The 2,543-nt window shown below is 30.2% G+C and carries 4 protein-coding genes; 3 read left to right on the top strand and 1 reads right to left on the bottom strand.

The window, feature by feature from the left end:
- The first annotated feature begins 234 nt into the window (after nt 1-234).
- Genes RYK20_RS10905 through RYK20_RS10895 form a run of 3 tightly spaced genes read left to right on the top strand, consistent with a single transcriptional unit; the run spans nt 235 to nt 2,214 of the window.
- On the top strand, nt 235-1,092 hold the full coding sequence (locus tag RYK20_RS10905) for a hypothetical protein (protein WP_095911126.1): 858 nt from the start codon (nt 235-237) through the stop codon (nt 1,090-1,092).
- Between the two features lie 4 nt (nt 1,093-1,096).
- Nucleotides 1,097-2,026: a site-specific DNA-methyltransferase gene (locus RYK20_RS10900; protein ID WP_095911127.1), complete on the top strand. Its 930-nt coding sequence runs from the start codon at nt 1,097-1,099 to the stop codon at nt 2,024-2,026.
- Nucleotides 2,027-2,031: 5 nt separating this feature from the next.
- Entirely contained in the window at nt 2,032-2,214 is a 183-nt protein-coding gene (locus RYK20_RS10895) for a hypothetical protein (RefSeq protein WP_095911128.1), read from the top strand.
- Here RYK20_RS10895 and RYK20_RS10890 read toward each other — a convergent pair.
- Nucleotides 2,211-2,522 carry a hypothetical protein gene (locus RYK20_RS10890; protein ID WP_314895439.1) on the bottom strand — a complete coding sequence of 104 codons (312 nt, stop codon included), beginning with the start codon at nt 2,520-2,522 and terminating at the stop codon, nt 2,211-2,213. The two genes, RYK20_RS10895 and RYK20_RS10890, sit on opposite strands and share 4 nt — an antisense overlap.
- Nucleotides 2,523-2,543: the final 21 nt, after the last annotated feature.

The raw sequence follows: 2,543 nt of genomic DNA, 5'->3' as shown, positions 1-2,543 counted from the left end.
ACCGCTATATGACCTTTGATGAGTATATGGACGACAAAAATATTCAGGAATTGAGAGAAAAGATGTACAAACAATGATTAACGGTTAATGATGAATGGTTAATCACAGCACTTTGGCAAAGTTCGTTGTATAAAAGGAGATTAGAAGAGCTTTGCCAGAGTGTTTTAACTATAACTGAATTATAAATTCAGATACAAGGGTAATTTTAACAAACAAATTAAAATAAAGACAAAAATGGATTTTTGGAAAAATGAACTAGAAATACAGTTTTTCAAAGAAGCTTTGAAAAGTTTTGCTTCTCCTGAACAACTCTTTTATAGTTTAAAATCAGGTAAATATGCTTATGCTCCTAAAGGAGAAAGTGCAGAAGGGAAAGCCTTACAAAGCAGAAATGCTTTAATAGGGAATTTTACTGAGAAATGGGCTAGAGATTTTTTTGCTCCTATAGCAGAAAGTTTAAACTTATATGCAGTAAATAGTGTAGTTTGTGAGGAATTAGGGCTATCAAGACAAACTAGTGCAGATTTAGCTTTCTGTACAACAAATGAAGTACAGCAAAAAGCAGAAAATATAAAACTCATTTGTGAAATAAAAATGAGTGTAGTCTCTAATTATCAATATAAAAATATTGATGATATAATTTGTATAGGAGATTATCACACACATCAGGGAAATCCTTCTCTACTACGTTCTGACAGTATGTTAAAAGCTATTGGGAAATCTATAAATATTAGAGTTTCGGGAATAGCTTCTACAAAAATACCTATTTTGATTATAGGTAACTCTCCAATTACACAAAGTTACATTAAAAAAGTAGATTTTTTAAAAAAATCTGGAGTAGTTCAAGGATTTATTTCATTAAATCCAAATATAAAAGGTGATTTTTTGAAAAATTCACCTGAAAAAGGATTTCAAACATTTTTCTCTTATGAAGAACTTTCTAGCTTCTGTAAAGGACTTACAAAAAATGATATGAATTATTTCTCTTCAATGTTATCAAAGGCTAAACTAGGAGAAATAATCACTATAGCTAACAAAGAAAATTCTGATATACTTAAAGCCGAAAAATTCTTATCACTTATCCAAAAATAAAAATATGAAAAAACAGAACGGAACTCAAACAAGTACTTTTGGAACAAGTGGAAGAATAAATCACGACAGCACAAAGTTTTATGATTCTAAATTATATAAAGAGTTAGAGGAAAAAAAAGTACTTGATAAAAATGAGAATATTTTTCCTGACTATTTGGAAAATACTATTATTTTAGGTAGTTCAGAGAATATGAGTAGTATTCCTAATAATTCAGTACATTTAATGATAACTTCCCCTCCTTATAATGTATCAAAAGAATATGATGATGACCTCTCATTAAGCGAATATTTAAGTTTGCTTAAAAATGTATTTACCGAAACTTATCGCGTATTAGTTAATGGAGGTAGAGCTTGTATTAATGTGGCTAATTTAGGAAGAAAGCCCTATATTCCTTTATCTGATTATATTTCAAAAATGATGATAGAAATAGGCTTTAATATGCGAGGTGAAATTATTTGGAATAAAGCTGCAAGTGCTAGCCCATCGACCGCTTGGGGAAGTTGGCAGAGTGCAGCAAACCCTACTTTAAGAGATATTCACGAATATATTTTAGTATTCTCAAAAGGAGATTACAAACGTGAAAAAGGTAAAAAGGAAAATACTATTTCTAAAGAACAATTTATGGAATGGACAAAATCTATTTGGACAATGAATGCGGTAAGTGCTAAAAAAATAGGACACCCTGCACCTTTCCCTGAAGAGTTACCTTTTCGACTAATTCAACTTTATTCATTTGTAGGGGATATTATATTAGATCCTTTTATAGGAAGTGGAACAACGGCAATTTCAGCTCTAAAAGCTGATAGAAAATACATAGGTTTTGATATTTCACAAGAATATATAACACTTGCTAATAATCGCATAGCTCCTTATAACCAACCCAAGCTATTTAATACCAATATTCAAATTCTTGAAGAAGGAACCCATAAATAATTAAGATGGAAATATTCACTACAGGAGCTTTTCTAAAAGCAATAGAAATAGATATAAACGGAAAAAGACAATTTCGTTGGATAGTTACTCAATTTGAAGATGATTCATTTGAAAATGGAGAGCTTATTATTCCCATTGAAAGTGCTGATTCTGAAGAAAAGTTAACAGAAGAGAAAATCATTGATTAATGTGCATAAGTTTTCAGAATAAACTCAATATACCCCACCAACCCTATAACGGAACTTGTATAACGATCTGCCAAAAATAGTGGATTGTTTATTTGAGTAATATTTTTATTTGGTAATAACTCAATATCAATCACAGGCAACTTAATATTGTGTTCAGGCAATACAAAATAAAGTGTAGGCACTACAATATTAAGCTCAGGCGACCGAATATTAAGTATGGGCAATGCAAAATAAAGCATAGGCAGTACCAAATTAGGTAATAACACATCAAAATAATTTAAAAAAGTAAAGTTATGAACAGATTTCACATCTCATTCGAAAAATTCAAG

Origin of the sequence: uncultured Capnocytophaga sp., assembly GCF_963525585.1 — a bacterium.
Taxonomy (GTDB): Bacteria; Bacteroidota; Bacteroidia; order Flavobacteriales; family Flavobacteriaceae; genus Capnocytophaga.
This window is presented reverse-complemented; position numbering and strand designations above follow the sequence as displayed.